Source organism: Nitrobacter sp. NHB1 (assembly GCF_036964665.1).
Taxonomy (GTDB): Bacteria; Pseudomonadota; Alphaproteobacteria; order Rhizobiales; family Xanthobacteraceae; genus Nitrobacter.
This window is the reverse complement of the sequence record NZ_JBAMDA010000003.1, coordinates 236,868-257,694: the sequence shown is the minus strand read 5'-3', so window position 1 is coordinate 257,694 and position 20,827 is coordinate 236,868. Positions and strand designations below refer to the sequence as shown.

At 63.3% G+C, this 20,827-nt stretch carries 24 protein-coding genes and 1 pseudogene; 10 read left to right on the top strand and 15 right to left on the bottom strand.

Annotation, left to right across the window (positions count from 1 at the left end):
• Window positions 1-3: 3 nt before the first annotated feature.
• Entirely contained in the window at window positions 4-699 is a 696-nt protein-coding gene (locus V4R08_RS16880; RefSeq protein WP_335580517.1) for a VIT1/CCC1 transporter family protein, read from the top strand.
• 659 nt (window positions 700-1,358) lie between these two features.
• Here V4R08_RS16880 and V4R08_RS16875 read toward each other — a convergent pair.
• Window positions 1,359-2,087, bottom strand: coding sequence for a helix-turn-helix transcriptional regulator (locus V4R08_RS16875; RefSeq protein ID WP_335580516.1), 729 nt, complete (start codon window positions 2,085-2,087; stop codon window positions 1,359-1,361).
• A gap of 572 nt (window positions 2,088-2,659) precedes the next feature.
• On the opposite strand from V4R08_RS16875, the pseudogene V4R08_RS16870 reads away from it, so the two are divergent.
• Window positions 2,660-3,034: pseudogene (locus tag V4R08_RS16870) on the top strand (recombinase family protein); the annotation flags it as partial.
• 21 nt (window positions 3,035-3,055) lie between these two features.
• Here the strand turns inward: V4R08_RS16870 and V4R08_RS16865 are convergent.
• The 14 genes from V4R08_RS16865 to V4R08_RS16800 are packed head-to-tail and all read right to left on the bottom strand — an operon-like array spanning window position 3,056 to window position 15,959.
• Window positions 3,056-5,200 carry a type IV secretory system conjugative DNA transfer family protein gene (locus tag V4R08_RS16865; RefSeq protein ID WP_335580515.1) on the bottom strand — a complete coding sequence of 715 codons (2,145 nt, stop codon included), beginning with the start codon at window positions 5,198-5,200 and terminating at the stop codon, window positions 3,056-3,058.
• On the bottom strand, window positions 5,178-6,236 hold the full coding sequence (gene virB11, locus V4R08_RS16860; protein ID WP_335580514.1) for a P-type DNA transfer ATPase VirB11: 1,059 nt from the start codon (window positions 6,234-6,236) through the stop codon (window positions 5,178-5,180). Before virB11 ends, V4R08_RS16865 begins: the two co-directional genes overlap by 23 nt.
• Window positions 6,199-7,530: a type IV secretion system protein VirB10 gene (gene virB10, locus V4R08_RS16855; protein WP_335580513.1), complete on the bottom strand. Its 1,332-nt coding sequence runs from the start codon at window positions 7,528-7,530 to the stop codon at window positions 6,199-6,201. Before virB10 ends, virB11 begins: the two co-directional genes overlap by 38 nt.
• A 2-nt stretch (window positions 7,531-7,532) precedes the next feature.
• Complete coding sequence (gene virB9, locus V4R08_RS16850) at window positions 7,533-8,336, bottom strand: P-type conjugative transfer protein VirB9 (protein ID WP_335580512.1); 804 nt, start codon at window positions 8,334-8,336, stop codon at window positions 7,533-7,535.
• The gene (locus V4R08_RS16845; RefSeq protein WP_335580511.1) at window positions 8,333-9,049 is read right to left on the bottom strand and encodes a VirB8 family type IV secretion system protein; all 717 of its coding nucleotides are present in this window, start codon (window positions 9,047-9,049) and stop codon (window positions 8,333-8,335) included. Before V4R08_RS16845 ends, virB9 begins: the two co-directional genes overlap by 4 nt.
• Window positions 9,046-10,176, bottom strand: a complete 1,131-nt coding sequence (locus tag V4R08_RS16840) for a TrbL/VirB6 family protein (protein ID WP_335580510.1) — start codon at window positions 10,174-10,176, stop codon at window positions 9,046-9,048. Before V4R08_RS16840 ends, V4R08_RS16845 begins: the two co-directional genes overlap by 4 nt.
• An 8-nt stretch (window positions 10,177-10,184) precedes the next feature.
• On the bottom strand, window positions 10,185-10,379 hold the full coding sequence (locus V4R08_RS16835; RefSeq protein WP_335580509.1) for a hypothetical protein: 195 nt from the start codon (window positions 10,377-10,379) through the stop codon (window positions 10,185-10,187).
• Window positions 10,376-10,561 carry a hypothetical protein gene (locus V4R08_RS16830; protein WP_335580508.1) on the bottom strand — a complete coding sequence of 62 codons (186 nt, stop codon included), beginning with the start codon at window positions 10,559-10,561 and terminating at the stop codon, window positions 10,376-10,378. Before V4R08_RS16830 ends, V4R08_RS16835 begins: the two co-directional genes overlap by 4 nt.
• Window positions 10,562-10,577: 16 nt before the next feature.
• On the bottom strand, window positions 10,578-11,294 hold the full coding sequence (locus V4R08_RS16825) for a type IV secretion system protein (RefSeq protein WP_335580507.1): 717 nt from the start codon (window positions 11,292-11,294) through the stop codon (window positions 10,578-10,580).
• 10 nt (window positions 11,295-11,304) lie between these two features.
• A complete protein-coding gene (locus V4R08_RS16820) occupies window positions 11,305-12,201 on the bottom strand; it encodes a hypothetical protein (RefSeq protein ID WP_335580506.1) in 897 nt (298 codons plus the stop codon).
• Window positions 12,198-14,609 carry a VirB4 family type IV secretion/conjugal transfer ATPase gene (locus tag V4R08_RS16815; protein WP_335580505.1) on the bottom strand — a complete coding sequence of 804 codons (2,412 nt, stop codon included), beginning with the start codon at window positions 14,607-14,609 and terminating at the stop codon, window positions 12,198-12,200. Before V4R08_RS16815 ends, V4R08_RS16820 begins: the two co-directional genes overlap by 4 nt.
• 9 nt (window positions 14,610-14,618) lie before the next feature.
• Window positions 14,619-14,915, bottom strand: a complete 297-nt coding sequence (locus V4R08_RS16810; RefSeq protein ID WP_335580504.1) for a VirB3 family type IV secretion system protein — start codon at window positions 14,913-14,915, stop codon at window positions 14,619-14,621.
• Window positions 14,912-15,217, bottom strand: a complete 306-nt coding sequence (locus V4R08_RS16805) for a TrbC/VirB2 family type IV secretion system protein (protein ID WP_335580503.1) — start codon at window positions 15,215-15,217, stop codon at window positions 14,912-14,914. Before V4R08_RS16805 ends, V4R08_RS16810 begins: the two co-directional genes overlap by 4 nt.
• A gap of 13 nt (window positions 15,218-15,230) precedes the next feature.
• Complete coding sequence (locus tag V4R08_RS16800; protein WP_335580502.1) at window positions 15,231-15,959, bottom strand: lytic transglycosylase domain-containing protein; 729 nt, start codon at window positions 15,957-15,959, stop codon at window positions 15,231-15,233.
• 99 nt (window positions 15,960-16,058) lie between these two features.
• Here V4R08_RS16800 and V4R08_RS16795 point away from each other — a divergent pair, with 99 nt between their 5' ends.
• The 8 genes from V4R08_RS16795 to V4R08_RS16760 all read left to right on the top strand — a co-directional run bounded on the left by V4R08_RS16795 (window position 16,059) and on the right by V4R08_RS16760 (window position 20,780).
• Window positions 16,059-16,553 carry a hypothetical protein gene (locus tag V4R08_RS16795; RefSeq protein ID WP_335580501.1) on the top strand — a complete coding sequence of 165 codons (495 nt, stop codon included), beginning with the start codon at window positions 16,059-16,061 and terminating at the stop codon, window positions 16,551-16,553.
• A gap of 1 nt (window position 16,554) precedes the next feature.
• Window positions 16,555-17,166, top strand: coding sequence for a thermonuclease family protein (locus V4R08_RS16790; protein WP_335580500.1), 612 nt, complete (start codon window positions 16,555-16,557; stop codon window positions 17,164-17,166).
• A gap of 30 nt (window positions 17,167-17,196) precedes the next feature.
• Window positions 17,197-17,535, top strand: a complete 339-nt coding sequence (locus tag V4R08_RS16785; protein WP_335580499.1) for a single-stranded DNA-binding protein — start codon at window positions 17,197-17,199, stop codon at window positions 17,533-17,535.
• A complete protein-coding gene (locus tag V4R08_RS16780) occupies window positions 17,522-18,115 on the top strand; it encodes a thermonuclease family protein (protein ID WP_335580498.1) in 594 nt (197 codons plus the stop codon). Before V4R08_RS16785 ends, V4R08_RS16780 begins: the two co-directional genes overlap by 14 nt.
• Window positions 18,112-18,660, top strand: a complete 549-nt coding sequence (locus V4R08_RS16775; RefSeq protein ID WP_335580497.1) for a hypothetical protein — start codon at window positions 18,112-18,114, stop codon at window positions 18,658-18,660. Before V4R08_RS16780 ends, V4R08_RS16775 begins: the two co-directional genes overlap by 4 nt.
• Window positions 18,661-18,669: 9 nt before the next feature.
• Window positions 18,670-19,341 (top strand): hypothetical protein, encoded by a 672-nt coding sequence (locus tag V4R08_RS16770; protein WP_335580496.1) that lies wholly within the window; start codon window positions 18,670-18,672, stop codon window positions 19,339-19,341.
• A 143-nt stretch (window positions 19,342-19,484) separates the two neighbouring features.
• Window positions 19,485-20,051: a hypothetical protein gene (locus tag V4R08_RS16765; protein WP_335580495.1), complete on the top strand. Its 567-nt coding sequence runs from the start codon at window positions 19,485-19,487 to the stop codon at window positions 20,049-20,051.
• A 24-nt stretch (window positions 20,052-20,075) separates the two neighbouring features.
• The gene (locus V4R08_RS16760; RefSeq protein ID WP_335580494.1) at window positions 20,076-20,780 is read left to right on the top strand and encodes a hypothetical protein; all 705 of its coding nucleotides are present in this window, start codon (window positions 20,076-20,078) and stop codon (window positions 20,778-20,780) included.
• Window positions 20,781-20,827: the final 47 nt, after the last annotated feature.

Genomic DNA, 20,827 nt, shown 5'->3' with positions numbered 1-20,827 from the left:
AGAATGCATCCCCTTCACCGTGAGGCGCACCTCATTGAGCGTATCGGCTGGCTGCGCGCCGCGGTTCTGGGCGCGAATGATGGAATTATCTCTACGGCGAGCCTTGTTGTCGGCGTTGCCGCAGCGGCAAGTTCGCATAGTGAGGTGCTAGTTGCCGGCGCTGCCGGCCTCGTCGCCGGCGCTGCTTCGATGGCCGCTGGAGAGTATGTCTCCGTGAGCTCGCAGGCCGATACAGAGGCCGCCGATCTAGCGCGAGAACGACGCGAGCTTGCGGAGCAGCCGGCAGCAGAACTCGATGAGCTAACGCACATTTATATCGAGCGCGGGGTCGAACCCTCGCTGGCCTGCCAAGTCGCAGAGCAGCTGATGGCAAGGGATGCATTTGCGGCGCACGCTCGGGATGAATTGGGTCTGTCGGCACACATCGTCGCTCGTCCGGTTCAAGCTGCTTTGACCTCGGCGGCGACTTTTTCAATGGGTGCTGCATTGCCGCTGTTGATTGCAGTGTTCTCGTCGTTGGCGCGAATCCCGTGGGCGGTATCGGGAGGTTCACTCGTTACCCTCGCGATTTTAGGGGCTATTGGAGCTCAGACGGGTGGAGCTGGTATCTTCAAGCCGACGCTACGTGTCACCTTTTGGGGCGCCGTCGCCATGGGTGCGACCGCTGCGATCGGTCGTCTTGTAGGTCATGCTGTTTAGGCGTGCAATGACGGCATGTTATAATTTCAAATAGTCCGGACGGGCACGGGTTTTCAAGGATCCGCCAGACGGCGCCGATGAGCCCGCTATTACGCTATTATTGGAAGCTCATCCGCGCTGACCGGCTCTCTCTTGCGTGCGTACGGCGAAGTTTCTTGGCAACAAAAAACACCATGGGACGACTATTGTGCGGGCGCGGACTACCTTAATCGTGCGCGGCCAGTTGCCGAGGGCTTGATAATCAATCCAGGCGCTTGTGCCATCGTTCTAGCGACCCTTACTTTTGCCCATAATGCTCAACTCTAAAGGTTTCATTTTTGCGGCGAGTGTTCCGCCCCAGGTTGCCCTCTCCAGCCTTCGCACCACTGAGCCGGTTTGTTTTCAAAGACTCCGATCGAACCATAATACCGGCCAAATTGAATCCGATGGAACCAGAATAGACTCCGAAGGAACCGTAATCTATGGAGTGAAATCACTACGCTTTCCGGCTTGCAGACTCAGATTGAACGAGACACCGACAGTATCGGTCCATGCTGGACAGCCATTTCTCGCTGATGCACTTGCGAGCGCTCGCGCTGAGCAGGAAAAGATCGTTCGCGAGCTAGAAGCCAACAATGGCATCTTTCAACCCATCAAAGGATAACGGACGGCCTAACGCTTCAGCGAAGGAGCTTTGTCCGAATCGCCATGGCAATGGCATGAGCTTTGCTGACTGCACCAAGTTTCGCGCGCGCTGCCATGATATGCTTGGTCACGGTTGATTTTGAGATTCCAAGAATCGCCGAGATTTCCCAGTTCGTCTTTCCCTCGCCCGCCCAAAGCAGACAATCCCATTCCCGAGCGGTCAGATTGCTATTGAAGCGCCGCCAGGTCGTAATGCGATGGAGATGTCGGCCCAAAGCGTAGCTGGCCGCAAAGTTCAGCACTGATAGATCGGCCGAAACCGGAATTCTTCCCGGTCCGCCGAACGACAAAGACACAATCTCACCGTCTATTGTCGAAATCGGCACGACGTAACCGTCGCGTAGTCCGAATTCCGCGGCTTCACCTTGTATCAGCCTGACATTGCTTCGCTGAGGACAGCTCTTGTAGCCCTCCTGCCATGTGAACGGCGTTCGTTCATGAAAAAGGTGCTGAATGATCGGATCGCGAAATACGTATCCCTTCCTGCTGTAGCGATCTAACCATTGCGCTGGAAAGCGCTGGAATAGGATTCGTGAGCGAAGCTCAGCTAGTGGTGCTGGTCGCGTCGGCACGATTCCCCCGAAGAGTCCGGTAAAGCCGAATTCTGCCGCGAGCCCCAGAAGGCAATCTTCGATCTCCGATGCAGTTCTTGTCTGCTCCACGACCTCGACAAAGCGGACGGTGTGCCTGAAGTGGTCTGACACTCGCTAACACCTCCTCGGTTAGTCCAGGTCGCCTGCGCAACAGCCGCACTTTGCCTGAGGAGCGGCGATGTTCTTGACGCTCGGTGTCTCCGCCGCCGCAACACGACTCCCTCGGAGCAACGCGTATGCCAATCACCATGACGCAGTTGCAATATATCTTATTGCTAGGCCGCGCAAGCAGACCGCGCTTTCACGAACGCAGTCATGCGGCGAGCTCTTTTGCTGCGATGCGGCGCATTTTAAAGGAGCGATGCGCCTTTTCAATGCTACGGCGCAGTTCGGTGGCACACGTGTGTGGCGTCGCATAAAGTGCTTGGTGCGGGCTGTCCCGCAAGTTCACTCCGCACAATCCAAAATGTTGGCACTCGACACCGGCTGTCTGAGACATATGGAGTTCGAGCGGCAGGCCGGATTAGCTTAAGCGGGTATCAACCGAACGGGTGCAGCTCAATTGCGCGAACTTGCAGAAGAAAAGTTTCTAGAGTCCAATATCAAAAAAGTCGCCATGGTACCGAACGACGCAGAAGCAGCTCGCTCTAATTGAGTAACGTCCTTCTCATCCATTTCTGATCCATAAGGTCGACCGCCTGACACGTTAGCTGGCCGACTTTGCCAAGCTGGTTGAACTGTTCGACGCCTATGGCGTGTCATTCGTCTCGGTGACCTAGCAGTTCAACACGACGACATCGATGGGCCGTTTGGCCCTGAATGTTCTCTTGTCCTTCGCCCAGTTTGAACGTGAGGTTAGAGCCGGGCGCATCCGCGACAAGATAGCCGCCTCCAAGCGCAAGGGCCTGTGGGTCGGAGGCATGGTTCCGCTCGGTTACTCGCTGAGTGATGGCAAGCTCTCCATCCACCAGGACGAAGCAAAAACCGTCCGGCTCATTTTCGAGCGCTACCTTGAATTGGGTAGCGTCAATCGCCTGGTCGCTGATCTCAAGACGCGGCGCCTGGCTTGTTGCCGCGAGTTATTTTTGGTCGTCGCCGAAGGAGCGGTTCAAGGCGTCAAGCGTCTCAGCCGCTTGCCTTACGTTTGGGCTCGACTCCTCGTGGAGCACGCCCGTCATTGCGTTGAAGCCCTCGTCTTGCTGTTCCGCTGCGGCAGCCAAGATCTCTCGCACGTCGCAGCTCTCTCCCGGGGGAGCGGCAGGCTGCGCGCCGAGTGAGAGCGCCTTGCGTGCTTGAGGGCGCGGTGGCGGCTCAGCAAGACGCGGGGGCGCGAGAGCCAGCCGCGCGGCGTCGCCTTGCGTCGCCCGCTCGGCCTTGGCTTTCGCCGCCGTGCGCTGTGGCGCACGCCGCGTGGTCGGCTTGCGCGACCGGGAAGGCGTCGGGGCGGGTGGGGCCTCCAGCGTGTCCTGCTGCTCCGACGCCGGGTTGATCGCGCCTTGCAGGGACTCGTCCTGCCAGCCGCGCAGGCGCGGGAGGACCGGGGGCGAGCCTTTCGCGCGCTCGAAGTAGCCACGGTACGGCTTGTCCAGGTAGTGCCGGATCTTGGTCAACTCGAAAGACGGCGAGTTCTTCACCATCAGGATCGAGAGACGCGCTGACATTTCGCGTAGCTCGAGCGGGCTGCGCAGCGGCCGCGGCGTGTAGTGCGGCGCCCAGACGCGCGGCGCGAAGATGCCCTGCCCCGGCCGCTGGATCGGTGTCTTGTAAACCTGCGTGGTCTCGCCGAGCATCTCGGACACGAACTCCGAGGTCTCGAGGTCGTTGATCTGGATGAACAGCTTGATCTGGGACCCAGACACGGTCGTGACACGCGTGTTCCGGCCATAGAGTTCGTCGAGCTGCGAAATGTCCTGCATCACGATCGCCATCCGGAAACCGTAGCCGGCGCTGATGGTGATTTTTGAAATCAGCGAATCCATCCGGCCGACATGGTAGAATTCATCGAGCATGAGCAAGACCTGGTGCGGCTCGTCGTCGCCGGGAATCTTCACCATCAAGAGATCGTGGATCTGCTGGAACAGGATCCGGATCAGCGGCCGGAAGATCGACAGCTCCGCGATGGTGCAGCCGATGAAGATCGTCGTCGGCGTGCGCCGCAGCTCGCGGATGTCGAAGTCGGACGTCTCCGTGGCGGCCGAGATCAGGCCGTTATTCCACAGCGACATCGCCATGTTGACGTTGAAGACCGCGCTGTTGCGCGTCTCGGGCTCGAGCGCGATGTACTGGTTGAAGCTGTCGACGACCCAGGTCGGAAGATGCTGGCGCTCCGTCTTCACGATGGCGCGCAATACCGATGAAATATCGTTTCCCGTCGTGGTCATCCGCGCGACCGTGCGCATATGCTGCGCGGCGGCGATCAAGGGCGATGACAATACATAGCCGATCAGCGCCGACAACAGCAGCCGACCGGCGCCAGCCCAGGTGTCGTCGGCCTTCTCGGGGATGACGAAGGAGGCCACCACCAGGCAGTCGGTCGCCATGCGCTCGTCGCGACGCACGAAGTCGAGCGGGTTATAGCGGTGCGTGTCGTTCGAGCCGGGCGAGAACATGAACACCTTGTTGCCCATCGCCGCCCGATAATTAGCCAACGCGTCGAAATTCTCGCGCTTGGGATCGAAGAACACCGCCGACCCCCGCCAGAGATACCCGTTCGGCAGGACAAAGCCGGTGCCTTTGCCGGACCGCGATGGTCCGACGACAAGGATATGTGCGGGCTCGTCGGAACGGATGGTCGCGCCACCCAACGTTCCCAGCACGATGCCCTGCTTCGACGTGAGGCCCTGCTTGGCCGCTTCCATGACGCTGCCGAACCGCGCCGCGCCATAGGGCATCTGGCGCCGGTTGACGTAGGCGAACAGGGCACCCGCGAAGCCGAGCGACACGACCGAGGCCACCGCATAGCCGCCACGGATCAGCGCTTCGAGGCGCGTACCTGGGAACAGCAGGCGATCGTAGAAGTGCCGCCACGCGATTAAGAAGAAGTCGACGGAACGATCGGCATTCTGCATCCGGAACAGAGCCCAGCGGGATGCGCCTTCGCTGGGAAACCGGCTCGGCGCCCACCGCAAGGCGACAACGACCTCGTAGGCCATACTCCACAGCAGCCAGAAGGCGAGCAGCAGCACGATCGCGATGCCGACCCTATACGCGACGACGCGTGTCATGACGGCCTTTCCTCTCGATCCGCTCCTGGCGCCATTCCGCCATCCTTGAGAAGTGGATGGCCGAAGTGCCGCGCCACCCGCCGACTTTGGTTTGCTGGATGACGATTGGCAGCACCGACTTGATATAGCCGACGATTTCGTCGCGGCGCAGGCCGAGCCCGGCTTGCATGACCATCAAGGCAAGCTGTTCGAAGGCACCGGACGGGCTGTCGGCGTGCACGGTCGTGATGCTGCCCGGATGGCCGGTGTTGATCGCGCGCAGGAACGAGTATGCCTCGGCGCCGCGGATCTCGCCGAGGAAGATGCGGTCGGGCCGCAGCCGCATCGAGGCCTGCAGCAAGGTCTCGACCGTGACGCGCGCTTCGCCCTGATCGCCTTTCGACGCGACGAGCGGCAGGTAGTTCTTTTGAAGCGGATTGACCTCGCGCGTGTCCTCGATGGTGATGATGCGCTCCTCGACGGGCACTTCTTTGAGGATGGCGTTCAGGAACGTCGTCTTGCCGGAGCTCGTCCCTCCCGACAGCAGGATCGAGTAGCGGCTCACCACGGCCAGCCGGATGAAGTCCTCGATGCGGCCGGCGGCGAGGTGCTCGCACAGCCGCCGGTCGGTTTCCGAGAGCGCGCCCTCTCCTGCCGTCGTCACCTTCTCGAACGACCCCAGCTTGCGGTAGTCGTCGAGCCGCATCTCCCTGATCACCTGCTTGCGGATAGCGAACGCGCCCCCTGCCGTCGTCGCCGGCGGCATCACGCCCTGAAAGCGCTCGCCTGTCGGCAGCGCCGCCGACAGCAGCGGGTGTTCCTCATTGACGCTCTGACCCGAATGCCCGGCGATCCGCTCGGTCAAATGCCGAAGGGCATGCTCGGTCAGGCTCGGCACCTCGTGACGTTCCATCGCGGCCTGGCCGAAACGCTCGACCCAGACTTCGCCGGGACCGTTGGCACAAATCTCGACGACCTGGTCGTCCTCCAGCCAGGGCCGGATCGGATCAAGTGCGCGGTCAATGAAGACCGTCAGACTTCGCGCCAGCGCGTTCACGCTTCAGCTCCCTTAGGGCTTCTTTGACGGGGTCCGGATAGAGCGCGGAGAAGTCGAGATCACGCCGCACGAAGACGATGATCCGTGTCCCCTGGTCGAGATAGATGGTCGGTGGAATATTGATCGAATTCCGGAGCGCTTCCTGCGCGATGTGGGTGAGCGTCTGGGAGACGTTTTGCGCGGCGATCTGGCGCGCCTGTAGCGTCATCTGGTTCTGGTTCACGCCCGTCTGGGTCTGAGTCACCACCCCCGTCACCGGGTCGGTCGTAGTGATGATCGAGCCGTTGCCAATCGTGTTGTAGTTCTGGCCATAGCCGCTTAGGAATTGCGACACACCCCCGACGAGGCTCAGCATGATGGCCGAGCCGAAGCGCTGCAGGTAGTGATTGTCGACGAATCCCGCATTGCCGGCGCGGCCCAGATCATCCGTCCCGTTCGATCCCAGTTGCACGGAGACACCGTCCGAGCGCAGCATGCGTGTCCAGACGACGAAAACGCGTGTCTGCCCCTGGGCGATGCCTGACTTGTATTCGCCGATGAGGCGGCTGCCCGCCGGGATCAGCACCCGGCGCCCGTCGAACGACCAGACGTTCTCGCTTACGATCGCGCGCACCATGCCAGGAAGGTCGCTCTGAACCGCCGTCTCCAGCACGCCGCGGATCGTTGTGCCTTGCGCCACCAGCGCATCGGTCCGGTTGTTCTTGGTGGCGCGCGAAATCTCGACGCCGGCGGCGGACACCGAGGCAAGAAAACGCCGGTTGGGATCATCCTCCGGTCCACTCGCAGCCCTACCTCCCTCATCATGGTTCGCAGCGCTCGCTGCGACGGCTGCGTTGTCGGCGATGACCTGTGGAGCGCGCAGCCGCTCCCACTTGCGTCGCTCCTCCTCTTGGGCGAGGCGGCGGGCCTCGTCGTCGTTGGGGGCAGCGCCCGCGAGCGGAGGCTCGGGAGCAGGTGGCGCCGGCAGCGTGAGAGGCGGCGCGACCGGAGGCCGCGGCGGGACGGGATCGGCCGGCGCCTGCGGGATGACGATGGTGCCCTGGTTGGTTTGGGGGCGCGGCGTCGACAACGACGGCTCCGGAAACTGCGTCGTCGTGAACTCCTCCTTGTCCGGCGTCGTCAGGGTGGGGGGACGTCGGACGACCGTGCCGTAGATCATCCAGGCGGCGACGACCAACGCGCCGATCGGCACGCCGAATTTCAAAAAACTGCCGAGTGCGGTCCGGCCGCGGGCGACGGAGGTTGCCGCTGCGGCTTCCAGTTCGAACGAGCGATAGTCGTCGGGCGTGGGCACAATCAGCCTCCCACGGTCATGGCCGTACCCACGCGCTGCGGCGCATAAGGCTCGAGTCCGTTCGGCTCATGCACATTGGTAAGGCGGCGATTGAAGATGCATGTCGATTCCTGGCCGTTGCGCAGCGTCCACTGCGGCGAGACCTTGTCGACGACGACGTAGGGGCCCTCGGTCCGGAAGTTGACGAGGCTCTCGTTGCGCTCAGTGTCGACGATGTAGATCGCCGGCGTCTCGCCCTCGAAGCGAAACCAGGTCTTGGTCCCGTCGTCGAACACCGCGACCGGCTTGTTTGCCGAGGAGCCCTTGTAGCCGTAATCGTTGTTGGCGTTGGCGATATTGAGGTCTTTGAGATTGGGGTTAGCGGCGCGCGCCTTGGCTTCCGCCAAGAGCTTCGCGTTCGCCTCCTCATCGGGAAACCGGAAACGCACGGCGTAGATCTGTCCTGACGGCGGCCGCGTATTCGAGCGCAGCAAGAACGAATAGATGCGCTTGTCCGTGACGACGTTGAGGTTCGATATCGCGTTCTTGGCGACCGGCTTGACGAAGATGATGTCGCCTTTGCGGTTCGGTTCGACCTTCCAGGCGACCGAGTCTCCGAGCGCGAGCGTCTCGATCTTCTCGTCAGGCTGCAGCTCGATCATCGTCGAGGTGCCGTAGCTGGCGTCGATCGCGGTTACGTTGTCCTTGTTGTAAATGACATCCCGGACTCGGGAATCGGTGCGACCAGGACGGGGAAGCGCTTCCGCGTGAGCGACGCTTGCCGTGGCGCAGAGGATGAGGCCGACGACGGCACCTTGCTTCCTCATTGCTGCGCACCCACGGTTCCGGGCGACGGCGCCGTTTCCTGATCGCGGCGATATTCCAACACCTGGAAGCCGAGCGGATTGTCGAACCGCCACTCATTGCGCATCGGCGCGGAGGTGTAGCGAAACCGCACCAGCGAGACCCAGTTGCGGGTGATGACGTTGGTCGACGATTTTTCCTCGGTGGAGAAGCGCGCGAGCGCGGTCCGGTTGTTCGGGAACGTCACCGATTTGATCGTGACGGCGACGACCGTGTTGGTGCCGTAGACCTTAACGGGGTTGCTGGGATTGGCGGGCGAATAGATTTCGGTGAGCTCGCGCGCCGCATCCCCGCTCGCAAGCAGCTGGGCCAGGTCGAAGTTGTCCTTCAAGGCCTTCGGGTCGTAGGTCTCGCGCGCCTTGATGTAGCGGACGACGTTGAAGGTCGTGACTGCCTCGTCCTGGGTCAGCGGACCCTCGGCCATCGGACGCTTGACCTCGACGAAGCCCGTGGCTTTGTCGACCACGACCATGTAGGGCTCGTAAGTCTTGAGCGGAATGAGCAAGGCCAGAGTCCCAAGGGTCCCGACGGCGACAACAGTCATCACCGCGGCAACGATCCAGGCGAGTGCGCGGGAGTTGCGGTTGCGGCGCGCGATATCCCGCTCCCACGTCGCGCCGTCCACGTAATAGCGTGGATCGACGCGCGCCGGCTCCGAGGTGGTCGTCTCCATCATGGCCGACCTCCGCTACCAGAGGCCGGCGGCGTGCCCGGATTGCGCAGCTGGTCGGCGAGCCGACGGAACTCGGCGGACTGGGCCCAGGACCCAGCGCGTAGGCCGACACGCGCGCGCTGGCGTGACGCCAGCTCCTCGCGGCGCGACACCGAGGCCGGGTTAAGCGGATTGCGGAAGGCGAGGCGGGCCTGGTTGGCGGCGGCGCCGAGGCGATAGCCTGTTGCAGTGGCGAGCACCGCGCCGATGCGTGGTGCGAAGATCGGCACGCCGCCGGCGATCGCCGCCGCCATGTTGTTGATCTGGCTGAGCAGCAGGATGCCGATGATCGCGAACAGCACGACCGGGCCGATGGTGGCCCAGGTCGCCGACTTGGAATTGGCGACGCTATTGAGCGTGTCGATCGTCTGCTGGATCAGCGAGACGTAGAAGGCGAGGAAAGCGTAGACCAGCACCTGCACGAGGAAATACTGCACGAGTGCGCTCAGCCAGCCGCTGAAAAAGCGCGTCGTGACCCCGAACAGGAGCAGAATGATGAACAGCGGCGCCAGCGCAAGCAGCAGCCACATGAACATCTTCGACAGCACGATGAGAAAGATCGCAAAGCCGATCAGGATCGCCATCACGACGTAGAAAACGGCCGCGAAGATGTAGGGCCCCCAATTGGTGATGCCGGCGTTCTGCAGGAAGGCCTCCGTGGCGCTGTTGGTCGTGTCCCACATGTTCTGGAGCGCCGTCTGCACGCCGTTGACGGAGTTCAGGTTTGCGGATGTGCCGGTATTGTTGGCGGACGTCACCGCACTCAACAGGGCGTTGCCGATTGCCGAGGGGCCGTCGTTGAGAAAATTGTACGCGAGCGTCTGGAAGTCGCCCCACTTCGTCGCCATGGCATAGATCAGCACCGCGCGGAACAGCCGGAAGGCGTGGTCGGCAGGACCGCCCGTCGAGGTACCTTGCCAGATGCCGACGCCCCAAAAGATGACGTAAAGCGTCAGCAGCAGGCCGGCGACGCTGGTCGCGCCGCCGGACGTCGCCGCGCTCGCCAACGCCTGGTAGGCCGTCGACACGTAGTTCTGTCCGAGCTGGTCGACCGACTGCAGCAGCGAGGTGACGTTGAAGCTGTTACCCATCGCCCCTCTCAGATCGGCCGCATCGGGCCGCAGCGGTCGGGAGCCTTGAAGGCCTCGGGCTGCGCGGGCGCCGGCGTGTCGGAATAGGCGAGCGGCGTCCCGCCCTCGTCGGGTGAACAGGGCGCTTTCATCGGCTTGTAGGCGCAACCGGTGAGCGCGGCGGCCGTCACGGCGAGAACGAGGACCGCGGTGGCCGTCCTCACTGCGCTGGCGCCTTCGGCTGCGTGAAGGTCATGGCCCGCGAGGCGGCCTTCGCCGCCTCGTCTTGCTGGGCACGTGCGCCGACTTTGGCCAACGGTCCTGGCGTTCGCATGAGAGTGTAGCTGCCGACGGCGAAAGCGATGGCCGCGGCGGCGGCGACAAGAATAAGACTGCGCTTCGACACGCCCTTCCCCCTGGGTTTACTGCTGCGTGAACTTCATCGCGCGGGCCGCGGAGGATTCCGCCGCGATCCGGTCGAGGTTGGCCTGGTTGGCGGCCGCTGCGGCGTTGTTGACGACGCCGTTGAGCTCGTTGATCGTCTGCCCGGTCTGGATTTGCACTTGCGTGTTCTGGTCGACGCTGCCTTTCAGGTCTTGCGCCTTGCCGATCTGCTGGCCGCCTTGCGTGAAGGCGGACGATCGCTGCTGAACGGCGCTCTGCGTCGAGTTGATCAGTCCGGAAAGGGTGGCAGCCACGTTGACGGAGTTTTTGTAGGCGGCGTCCGCTGGGTGGGCTTGGCCGCTGACGAGACCGGTGATGGTCTGCACCAACTGTAGCCCGTTGATCAGCGTGGAGACGATGTTCTGCGACGCCGATCCCATGCCGGCGAAAGACAGCGCCCCGCCCGAAATCACCGAGCCGAGCGACGGCGCCTGCGCCATCGAAAAGCCGCCGCCGAGCGCCATCTGGGCGAGGGTGCCTTGGGCTTGAGAGGACCGGTCGCCGGTCACCGCCTGCAGGGTCTTCTGCGTGAACTGCAGGATCTGCTGGTCGGCACTGAGGATCTGCTGCGTGCTGGTGGCGATCTGCTGCGCCTTTGCAAGGTTTGCGCTATCGATCACCGGGACCTGCGCCATCGCCGGCACCGCCCCGGCTAGTGCCGACGTGAACACTGCGAGCACAAAAATCCAACGCATCGGGGTCTCCCTAGCGGCCGTTGGCGGAAATCGCGGCAAGCGCCGCGGTCACCTCGGTGACCGTCAACGGTGCGTTGGCGCCGGCATTACCGGTGGCGACGGCGCTCTGCGCCCGGGCGAGGTAGAAGATGACGTTGCCGTCGGTGTCGAGGTAGCGCGCGCTCACGCACGCTGGGTCCGGCGGCGATCCCGGCGGCGTCGTCGAACAGGCGGACGACATCCGGCAAGGATCGGCGGCCGTCCCGGAGCCGGCCATGCCGACGGGACAAACCGGACTTGATGTCGGCTGGGCAGCGCTGACCATTGCGCGCATGCCGAGCGCCGACCGGCTCATGTCGCTCGCCATCGCCAGGTTCAGCGCGTTCAGCGCCGTCACCCAGAGATTGGCCGAGCCGATAGCGCTATTCCACGTGAGATTGTTCTGCAGTCGCGCCGCACTGTTCATGTCGATCGCTGCCATCACCGTCGGCGCCGTCCCGACCTGCTGGCCGGCAGCTTGGAACGCCGACTGAGCCGCCGCCATCGTCGAGTGGCTGGCCTCTAACCCGGCCACCACGTCGCCACTCGACTTGAACAAGGTCTGGCTGTTGAGCGCAGCGCCCTGAGCGGTTGGATCGGGCGCCGCCGGCAGGTCGGCACCATAGGACTGGATCGCCTGGCTGCCGGCGCCGCTCTGCGGCTGCACGGTGGGATTCGTGATATTCGCTTTCTTGCCCGTGGTGACCGCGCACTTGACGCCGCTGTTGGCGTCCTGCCGCTGCGTCGTCACAGGCACGAGCTTGACGGTCGCCGCCGCGGTCTGCGAGCGCTGCGTCAACTGCGCGGCGTCGTCGACGGGGATGTCCGCCAACGCGGGCACGACACCGCCCAGGAGGGTCGCGGCGGTGATCGCAATCCGGAGCTTCATGCGTCGCTCCGTCCCATGAAGATGGGCAGCCACGCCGCCGGGTCGTCGCCGACGCGGGCGCGCAGCGCGTCGAGCTCCGCGACCGTCTCGGTGCGCCCGGACAGGACCTTGATCATGTCGGGCATGCTGGCGAGATTGAGCCGCGCCACGACGCTGTCGCGGCCGTGCTTGATCAGGAACGAACGGCTTTCCGGCACCGTGCCGCGGATCCAGGCGACCTCGCGCCCGGAGAGACGGAAGGCCTTTTGGTAGCTTTCGTCGTCGGCTTTCGGATTCGGAAAGAAGATGTTGGTGCTGGTCTGCTCGATCAGGGTGTTCGACGCCTTCGAGCGCACGATGTCGGCGGCGGACTGGGTGCCGAACCCGACGATCCCGTTCTGTTTGCGGATGGTCTTGAGTTTGTCGCGGATGAAGAACGCGAAAACGTCGTCGTCGAGGAGCCGCCAACCTTCATCAAGGAAGATCATCACCGGGTCACCGGTGAGCAGCTCCTCGGTTCTGTGGAAAATGTACATCAACGCCGCGGTGCGGATCACCGGATCGTCGAGCACCCGCGTCATGTCGAAGCCGAACACGCTCGACAACGAGAACTGGTCCTCGTCGTTGTTGAACAGCCAGCCGCGCTGGTCGGGACGCATCCAGCTCTCGAGGCGCGCCAGCAGGTCACCCTCTCCTGCCCTGATGCGGCCGCGCAGCAGGGTCGAGAAGGCTTTCAGGGTTCGACCCGCCGGCCCGCCGGTGAGCGCCGCGGCGATCGCGTTGCGGATCACCTGCTCCTCGGATGCGGTCAGGTTCGCGCCGTTCACAGGCTTCAACATGAAGGCGAACAGCTGGTAGAGGAATTCGCGGTTGGACGCCCTGTCCGGCAGCGACAGCGGGTTGAAGCCGGTCGGCTCGCCCGGGACCAATGTCTCGTACTGGCCTCCGAGCGCTCGGATGAAGATCTCGGCGCCGCGGTCCTTGTCGACGAACAACAACTTCGGCCGGGGCTGGACGCGCTGCGTCTGCGCCGCGATGAAGGACAGAAAGACTGTCTTCCCCGATCCGGTCGGCCCCACGACGGTGAAGTTGCCGATGTCGCGGACGTGGTGGTTGTAGTAGTACGCCGTCTGCGAGGTCGTCTCGAACACCGAGATCGCGGGGCCCCAGTGGTTGCCGTCCGGGCGGCCGCTCGGGTAGTTGTGCAGCGAGGTGAAGCCCGCGAAGTTCTTCGACGAGATCACGGCCTTGCGGGCGATGTAGGTGAAGTTGCCGGGAAGCTGCGCCCAGAACGCCGGCTCGCAATTGAGGTCCTCACGGGTCCAGATCACCGACCGGTCCGTGAGCGCCGCGCCGACCGCCGTGACAGCCGCCCCCACCTCCGGCAGGTTGCGACCGAGGCACATCACCGTCATGTGGTGCTCGCCATAGATCGCCTCGGAGGCGAGCAGCTCGTCACGTGCGTCGTCGAGATGTTCCGCGACGATGGAGCCGGCCTCATCGGACATGTCGACCTGACGCGATACCCGGTCGATCTGCTTGGCCGCCTCCGGCCGATCAACGATGGCGAAGGTCTGCGTCGCGATGAATTCGTGCGGCACACGCAAGAGATTGTCGAACGAGCCGGGCCCGGTCTGTGCCGGGTATTCGCGGATCGACACCATGGCGCCGAAGCGCGTATCCTCAGGTCCCGCGCCGCGGATTTCAATGGCGTTGCGGCCGAAGAAGATCCGCTTCATCGAGAGTGCGTCCGCCACGTTCATGCGCGGCAGGTGCATCGGGCGAGGGATGCCGCCATTGATGAGCTGCACCAGGAATTCCAGCGGCTCGGAAAACCAAAAGCCCTCCCGGCGCACCACGCCCAGCTGACGGGCGCCGTATCCGGCAAGGTTCTCGCGGACCGCCGTCGCGGCGTCGCGAAGCTCGGTCAGGGCAGTTTGCGCGGCGACGGATTCCCCGGCCTCATCCTTGCGGCCGAGCAGCTTGGTCAGCATCATGTCAAAGGTGCCAGCCTGTCCCTGCAGGGGACGGCGCACGAGGGTCAAATAGATGTCGTTGACGAACATGCGGCGCTGCGACAGCGCCGCGTCGTAGCGCTCGTCGAGCTCACGGCAGAACGGATTGTCGAAGGTCGATTCGATGCGCGGCTGCACCTCGCGCCGGACGATGTGGGCCGCAAGCGCGAACCGCGAGTTCGCGAGCGTGCGAACGACGTCGTTGCGCCCGAGCAACCGCGAATTGACCTCGCTCATGTCGGAGGTCTCGAACGAGTAGCCGTCGAGCTTGAGAATGGTGAGGACCAGGCCGTCGCGTGTCTTGATGATGTGGTCATCGACATGCCGCGTGTAGGGCAGGTGCGATGCGACGGGACGCTCGCGCCGCGACACGGCGCCGAAGGTGAGTTCATCGAGCAGCGCGCGCGCGACCATTCCGTCCCCTCACGCTGAGTAGCTGTCGGCGGCCCAGAAGGCGCGCGAGCGGGGCGGACATTTCATGGATTTGACGAACAGGATTTCGAAGATCCGGTCGTCACGCAGCGTCATCACGAAGCCGAACAGGTGCAACGGGATCGCAACCAGCAGCATGAAGAGATTGTGTGAGATGAGAAAGCATACGCTCGAGACCACGCCGCTGAACATGAAGTACATGTACGGCACGCCCATCAGCGTCGGGGCACGCGTCAACGCCTTGACGAGGGGCGTGATCAGCGGGTCCTCCAGCTCGTTTTCTGTCATTGCCCGACCGCCGATTGAAAGAACTGGACGATCTGCGCGGAGCCGAACACCAGCACGATCCCGAAAATGACGCTGCCGGCGATGCCCCAGGTCAGTCGACCGGACCAGGCGAAGAAGCCGCAGGCGATGACGGCAAGCGTGGCAAGCGCGGTCGCGATCGGCCCGGTCAGCGCCGACACCAGTTGGGTCAATGTCGACTGCACCGGTTGCAGCGTTCCACCGCTCGACTGCGCCGCGGCGTCGGCGATGCTCATCACCAAGAGCGCTCCGGCAAGGGGCCAGCGCGACAACGATCTTCTCATCCGATCCTCCGTTTCAGTCGACATGCATGACGAATCCGTCGTTCCAGCGCGCCTGCGGCGCCGCTTTGGTCGGCGAAGCTGCGCTTGGCGCTCCCGGCTCGATCACGTCCGGCTGTCCGATCGGGCTGCGCCCATCGCGGCGGGCTGAGCCGCCTGGTGCGGGCCAGACGTAGAAGTCGTTGATGACCTGCGCGACGAAGCGTACTGTTTCGGGGAACGGGGGGACGCCGCGGTTCTCTTCCACCGCGCCCTCGCCGGCATTGTAAGCCGCGAGGATGAAAAACGGATTTCGATACTTCTCGTGCAGCGCCCGGAGAAAGCGAACCCCGCCTCGGACGTTGTCGGCGGGATCGCAGAGGTCGACCTTGAAGCGTTTCGCGGTCTCAGCTTTCAACTGCATCAGGCCGAATGCGCCCTTGTCCGAAAGTGCGATCGAATTGAAGTGGCTTTCGTTCTTGGCGACCGCCTGGACGAAATCGGGATAGAAATTCTCCTCCGTTGCAATGCGCGTGACGAGGGCGCTCGCCTCGGCGGGCGCCATTGCCTTGACGCCCGCGCACGGCGCAACGGCGGCAAAGGCGCTATCGATGCGATCGATCGATGCCGATCGCGTTTCGAGCGGAAGCACGCGGCCCGCGGCATCGACGGCAGCGAGCCGGGCCGGCTTGGCGGAATCCTGCGCGTGCGCGCCGCCGAGAGCCGCCAGGACGCTGAACCCGATCGCTGCAATGCGAATCGACATGCCACCTCGCCTCTATTTTCCAATAGACAATATATTAGATGTTGATACATTGGCAACAGGATAAGTAATGCCTCCCCTGCTCTCACGTCTGGAGGATAGATGAAGCGCGGTGCAGCCCTGGTGATGGCGGTCGGCCTTATGTGTGCGTCTGGCGTCGTGCCGCGCGCCGACGCGCAAGATGCGTCGTTTGGATGCAAAGTGCTGCTGTGCGCGGCCGCCAGCGCGCCAAGCTGGTCGGGTATTCCCTATTGCGTGCCGGTCATGCAGACCCTGTTTCGCCAGTTGGCACAGGGTGGCGGCTGGCCGTCCTGCGCCGAGGGAAACGCCAGTGGTCTCGGTTATGAACCCTATCAAGCGTGCCCGGCTGGCTTGACGCCGGTTCAATCAGCATCGGATGGCGGGGTGGGCGCGTCGCCCAGCGGCAATCTTTGTGCCGACCTCTCGAAGCCGCAACAGGTCTGCTCGGGCGGCGATGGCGGTTGCACCACGACCTATTCAACGACGGCGCGCGATCCGCGCAGCGATCCTTATTACGTTGACATCAGCACGGCGAACGGCAGCCAACGCTTCTACTTCTCTCTGCAGGGCTACTGACATGCGGCGAGCGCAAGCCCTCACCGCGATCATCGCGCATTTGTTGGCGCTCACTGCGGCACGTGCAGAAGCGCCTGCCTCCCGTTGGTTTCCCGTCCCCGCGAACGCCCTCTATCTGACCGGCGACAGTTGGTCTGATGCTGGCGTCACCTACCGTCTCTACGGTGTGCAATCCTGCCTTCGCGGTACCAGCTTTACCAACGCGCACGGCCTTCAGCGCGATTGCGGCGAGGCCTCGCTTGCGATGCTGGTGGCGCTGACGCGAGATCTGCGCCCGCAATGCTACGACGCCGCCGAACAGGCTCAGACCAGAACCGTCTTCGTCTTCTGTGTCGCGACCCGCGTGACTGGCGCCGGCGCCGGGTCGCGGATCGATCTCGGCACGGCCTTGATCGCGACCGGATTCGCCTTCGCGGCCCTGAAGCCGGACGGGCAGCCGGTCCACGCGCCCTATTTCGTCGCGCAGCTTGTCGCGCAACGCGCTAAGGCCGGGTTGTGGGCATTTTCGGACCTGCCTGATCCGAACGCCATCATCCTGCGCGCCCTGAATCAGCAAACCCCGCCCCCTTCGCCCCGAGCGACGACGTCATCCCCGCCACCGCAAACACCCTGACAACCATCAAGCATTTCCGGGAGAGAGAATATGAGAACGACCAATCTTTTTATCCTGCGCGGCCGCGTCGGTCAGGCCCCGAAGGCCTTCAACAAGGCAGCCAAGATCAACGTCGCGACCGACCGCGCCTGGGCCGACGGCAAGGGAGAACGGCGCGAGGAGACAGACTGGGTGACCGTCACGATCCTCAATGAGAAGGCCGCTGAATGGACGATCGCGAACGTCGCCAAAGGCGACGCGGTTTATGCCGAATGCAGAATTGCCGACGGGTCCTACAAGAAGGACGGTGAAACCGTCTACACGACCGACATCATCGCCAACGTCTTCCACAAGCTCGATCTCGGATCGCGCGACGATGCAGCCGCGTAAGCTCGTCCTTGGGATGGTGTGGGGCTTTGCGGTCTTCAACAGCCACGCGGGGACGGCTCAAACGCCCGCCGCCTCACCTGGCGTTTATTCTCCCAAGGCTGCCGTCCAATCGCCGCCGTTGCGCGTCGAGGTGATCGATGGCACGCGCTTTCGCGATATCGAAACGCACGAAGCCTATCGGCTCTACGGAATCGACACCTGCGCTCCCGATCAATCCGCACGCCTCGGCCGCCAGGCCTGGCCGTGCGGGACGATGGCCACGGCGTGGCTCGTGACCGCGACGCTCAACACATGGCTCGCCTGCGCCACGCTACGCGACGACGAGGCTGGCGAACATCTGGTGCGTTGTGCCGCCGCCGGCCATCAGGATATTGCCGCGGACATGATCCGAGAAGGCGTGGCCGTGGTGTCGCCGGCGACGCAAGATGACCCTGGGATTCGCAGCTATGCGCTGGCCGAGCAGAATGCGCGCAAAGCCTACCGAGGCCTTTGGTCGAGCACCTTCCAGATGCCATGGCAGTGGCGCGCCGGCCGTAATAGCAACCGGCAGCCGATGGCGCGTGACGAGGCGACGCCATGATCGGAAGACGCTGTTGCCTTGTCACCCCCTTGTTGATCGCGCTTGCCGGTTGCGCCGCGCCCGCTGCGCCGGTGGTCGAGCCGGGTCCGCCGGCGCCCGAGCCCCTTTATAGTCCGGACCAGGTGAACCCGGGCCGCCTGGAATGTGCCCCTGACCGTTCGACCTTCGCACCGGTGTTGACGGAGCGCTTTCCTTATCCGACGCAGACCGAGGCCAATGCCGCCTATCGTCGCCTCCTCGCAACCACGCCAGCGGACCGCTGCTATCCTGCTTCCATCTGGCTGTTCGGCTGCAAGCCGGGTGCGCTCGATGAACAGACCGCCCGCGTGACGCGCTACCGTGGTCCCGTGGTCCATTGTGCGACGGACTTTCTCGACAGCGCGGGACGGCGATCGCGGCGCGAGACAGCCAACTTTTACTATTACGGCGCGGTCTGGAACATGCAGCCGGTTTATCCGCCACACGCCGCCGTTCCCTGGCGCAATCGTGAGCGCTCGCCGAAGGACTTCTGGTGGTGGGTCCCCGGCCGGCCTCGCTACGAATAGGAGGCGGAGGTGCGCGCCGCGCGGGTGTCGACAAGCCACGGACAATATATTAGATGTTATCAGATTTCGTCCACCCCTTGCCGGCAGCTTGGACGGCGCTCGGTACACGCATTGATCGCGGGGATCATGATGGTCGATCTTGCCACAGGCGCTGACGCGCAATCGCTAACGCCCGACCCCGGGGCTTGGCGGCCAATGTCATATGCGGATCTTCAGAAACAGTCACCACAAACCGCGACCTATCAAAATATCTGGAAAGACGCCATCGAGGTCAACAACCGCGCTTACAAGGCACGGGGCGACCAGAGATTCGCCGAGGGTAACGCACCCGCCACGGAAGCGCATTTCGTGATCTGGAGCTCCACGAAATCCGTCGTGCTCTCGATTCTCAACACGGTCGCCGGCTGCACGCTGAAAGAACTGCGCGCCGCCGCCGGCGCGACCGTAAAACTCTGCCCGCTGCGCATCGCCATCTATGAAGGACTCCAGGTTCACACCCTCGACGGTGGCCGCGCGTGTTTTCTCGAACTCGCCTCGCCCGTCGCCGGCACCAGCGTCACCCCGCAGGCTGCGTCCTACGCGTCCTATGATGTCGCCACCAAGACCGTAAGAACCGGTGTCATCATCGATCACCAGGCCGTCGATGGTTGCTCACAAAACATCGCGCTGTATCCGCCATGACATGTTGCCCGCCCGTCTATCATGGTGTCACGGCCGCTGACAGCGCCCTCAAGGCGACCCCTGCGGGGCGCGCTGGCGCGCGGCCTGGACCGCGCTCGCGGCCGTGTCATGCTGATGGGCAATCTCAGCATCAGGAGGCTTCGATGCGATTCAAGTTCATCGTTCCGGTTGTCGCGCTGCTCACGATGTCAGGCGTTGCAGCCGCGCAAAATCAAGCTGCCGGTGCTTGGCAGGCGATGACCTATTACAGTTTCCAGACCCCGTCGACGACCGACCCGCTGCAGACGCTGGTCTGGCCCGACGTCATCCGCGAGGCCAACGCCTACGTGACCACGGAGCTCAAGCGGCCCCTCGGCGGCAACAATGCCTTGGTGACTGCACTCGCCTCGACCTATCGTGACGGCAGCCGCACCATCATCGTCAGCACGGCGCTGTCGCGCGCTTGTGATAGTGGCGCCAATGACAAAGGCGCCGAAATCGAGCCGTCGATCTGCCCTTTGCGCATCGCCATCATCGAAAACGGCAAGGTGATGTCCATCAAGTCGGACACCGGCTGTTACGCGGATCACGCCGACCCGGACCTGCCGGCGAAGAACCGCAACGACAATTCGTACACGCGCTACGATCCGGCAGCCGGCACGATCAGCTTCCGCACGATGATCGGTGGCCGTGACGTGCCGAGCTGCGCACGCGTCTATTCGCTCAAATGACATTCTGGGATGCGGAGGGAATCCGTGTGCACGCGCCTTAGCGGTCCAATGCTTTTCTTGGTTCTTTGCGCGAGCATTCAGTGGCTCGGAGCTGGGCACGCCGTTGCGGGACAGTATTGCGAACGCACCAACTATTCTGCCCAGGATATCACCGATGCCGTGAGGAACTCGCCATTACGGGACGATCTCAAAGGAACGTCTTGCTCGCTTGGCGGATTGGGGCGTTTCGAATCCGGCGGCAACAAAGGCAACTACAATGGCAGCTGCTGCACCGGCATCTTCCAGCTCAACAATGCCAACGTCCAGAAATATGCCGGTACCGACCGGGCGGGTTACGGCTGTATGTCGCTGCAGGATCAGGTCGACGCTTGGGCCAAGCTGACCAATGACGGCTATAATTCACCTGCGGTCAGACAACTGGCCTCGATGTCAACGTTCGATGGCCAGAAAGTCGATGCCAGCTTTATTGCCGCCTGTATTCAGCTTGGCACCGGCAATTGCCAAAAGATGCTGAATTCGGGCTCGTGCTCCGGCTTCGCCGATATCAACGGGACGACCATCTGCAAGATGGCAAACAATGCGCGCGCGATGGCAAATCCAAATTGCCAAGAGGGTCAGGCCATGTGTGGCCCCTCCGGGCCCGGCGATTTCCCGACCTCGACCGGTATCGCCGCCAACCCGCCGGCAGCCAGCACCGCGTCCATCATCGTATCGCCAACCGATGTCTGACTTGTGGTGCCCACCACCATCCGCCGGACAAGGAAACGGATTACGAC

Excerpts from the sequence above, each read along its gene's own strand:
- V4R08_RS16880 (WP_335580517.1), top strand. The coding sequence starts at position 4 with ATGCATCCCCTTCACCGTGAGGCGCACCTCATTGAGCGTATCGGCTGG.
- V4R08_RS16865 (WP_335580515.1), bottom strand. The coding sequence starts at position 5,200 with ATGACACGCGTCGTCGCGTATAGGGTCGGCATCGCGATCGTGCTGCTG.
- virB9 (WP_335580512.1), bottom strand. The coding sequence starts at position 8,336 with ATGAGGAAGCAAGGTGCCGTCGTCGGCCTCATCCTCTGCGCCACGGCA.
- V4R08_RS16845 (WP_335580511.1), bottom strand. The coding sequence starts at position 9,049 with ATGATGGAGACGACCACCTCGGAGCCGGCGCGCGTCGATCCACGCTAT.
- V4R08_RS16840 (WP_335580510.1), bottom strand. The coding sequence starts at position 10,176 with ATGGGTAACAGCTTCAACGTCACCTCGCTGCTGCAGTCGGTCGACCAG.
- V4R08_RS16825 (WP_335580507.1), bottom strand. The coding sequence starts at position 11,294 with ATGCGTTGGATTTTTGTGCTCGCAGTGTTCACGTCGGCACTAGCCGGG.
- V4R08_RS16820 (WP_335580506.1), bottom strand. The coding sequence starts at position 12,201 with ATGAAGCTCCGGATTGCGATCACCGCCGCGACCCTCCTGGGCGGTGTC.
- V4R08_RS16815 (WP_335580505.1), bottom strand. The coding sequence starts at position 14,609 with ATGGTCGCGCGCGCGCTGCTCGATGAACTCACCTTCGGCGCCGTGTCG.
- V4R08_RS16810 (WP_335580504.1), bottom strand. The coding sequence starts at position 14,915 with ATGACAGAAAACGAGCTGGAGGACCCGCTGATCACGCCCCTCGTCAAG.
- V4R08_RS16805 (WP_335580503.1), bottom strand. The coding sequence starts at position 15,217 with ATGAGAAGATCGTTGTCGCGCTGGCCCCTTGCCGGAGCGCTCTTGGTG.
- V4R08_RS16800 (WP_335580502.1), bottom strand. The coding sequence starts at position 15,959 with ATGTCGATTCGCATTGCAGCGATCGGGTTCAGCGTCCTGGCGGCTCTC.
- V4R08_RS16795 (WP_335580501.1), top strand. The coding sequence starts at position 16,059 with ATGAAGCGCGGTGCAGCCCTGGTGATGGCGGTCGGCCTTATGTGTGCG.
- V4R08_RS16790 (WP_335580500.1), top strand. The coding sequence starts at position 16,555 with ATGCGGCGAGCGCAAGCCCTCACCGCGATCATCGCGCATTTGTTGGCG.
- V4R08_RS16785 (WP_335580499.1), top strand. The coding sequence starts at position 17,197 with ATGAGAACGACCAATCTTTTTATCCTGCGCGGCCGCGTCGGTCAGGCC.
- V4R08_RS16780 (WP_335580498.1), top strand. The coding sequence starts at position 17,522 with ATGCAGCCGCGTAAGCTCGTCCTTGGGATGGTGTGGGGCTTTGCGGTC.
- V4R08_RS16775 (WP_335580497.1), top strand. The coding sequence starts at position 18,112 with ATGATCGGAAGACGCTGTTGCCTTGTCACCCCCTTGTTGATCGCGCTT.
- V4R08_RS16765 (WP_335580495.1), top strand. The coding sequence starts at position 19,485 with ATGCGATTCAAGTTCATCGTTCCGGTTGTCGCGCTGCTCACGATGTCA.